The following is a 1,296-nucleotide window of genomic DNA, read 5'->3' on the forward strand; positions in this document are numbered from 1 at the left end:
TTTTCAAGCAGAAACTGTCGCATTTGAAACATTGTAGAAGAACAGAGGAGGATTCCGATGAGTTGTCCATATAAATGGCACTCTAGGCGTTCTTTTTTTATATTTTTCACATTCATCAATTTCAAACAATAATCCCTCTATATTTTGAACAAAGATTGCACAAAATATAGAGGGATTATTGTTTATACATGAACTTTTTATAAAAAAGATTAATAATTTCAATAAGGAAATCATTAAAAATAGCCCTAATTATATATTAAGCTTGTTTTTACAGTTCTCGCAAATAAATTTCCCCTCTAAATTTAAATAGGCTTTAATTTCTGTAAATCCTATTTTCTTAGGATAGGGTACGATCACTAATGCTTGTTCGTCCTTTTTAATATCTACCTTACAGTAGATGCATTTCGGAACTATCAATGCCACATTGATCCCCTCTTTTAACTCCTTATTTTTACACTATATATCAAACTATCCCTACTTTTATTATACAACACATCTCATTTAAAGGTTCAGCCGAAATACGATATATAAATTAAATAACTGTTCGTTTAAAGGATGTTATATATTAATTCAGTGAACCTCCTATCTAGGGGTTTTTATTTTGGTGGAGGATTGTTAGATTATGTTCTATTTCTGAATTTGGTTTTATTAATCGGCTATAGTACGTGAAATTTATTAAGTGACTATATTTCTCAAGGAGTTATTGGAATATTTTGGGATGGATTGCACTGTTTTTATGTTAAGCTATTTTGATTGTTATCTATCTTTATTTTGGGAGGTTGGAGCTTTGGTGAGAGATTTTTATATGGACTTTAGTTTCTATACAGAAAAAATAAAAACGTTAGAGTTATTAGGTAATCCTAGTCGCTTATCAATTGTATGTAAATTGATTGTATGGGGTTCTTTGTCAGTTTCTGAGAAAAGTAAATTAACACAGATTTCGGAAGATATGATTTTACAGCATGTACGGAAATTAGTTCTGGGAAATATCGTGAAAAATGAACGTAAAGTGGCGATACCCCTATATGGATTAAATAATCATTTATTAAGAAAAAAATCGAGTATAACTTAGATTTGTGAAAAATTTGTTATTTTTATATGACAGAAGGATATGAACCTTAGTAAAATGAATTAGTAAAAACCTGGGTATCAAACTTAGGTATCAAGGTTGGTTTTCTTAAAAATAACCTTTGATATTTAAAAAAACTTAGGTTTTTATTTAGGTTTTAAAGGTGGGTGAAAAGATGGATAAAAGTAAAAACCTAGGTGAAGAAAAACCAGATTATATAGCGATGA

General features: G+C 29.2%; 1 protein-coding gene. It reads left to right on the forward strand.

The window, feature by feature from the left end:
• Positions 1-805 precede the first annotated feature (805 nt).
• Complete coding sequence (locus C564_RS33240) at positions 806-1,072, forward strand: ArsR family transcriptional regulator (protein WP_231382380.1); 267 nt, start codon at positions 806-808, stop codon at positions 1,070-1,072.
• The last annotated feature ends 224 nt before the right edge of the window (positions 1,073-1,296 follow it).

This window comes from Bacillus sp. 105MF, assembly GCF_000374885.1.
GTDB classification, from domain to species: Bacteria; Bacillota; Bacilli; order Bacillales; family Bacillaceae_G; genus Bacillus_A; species Bacillus_A pseudomycoides.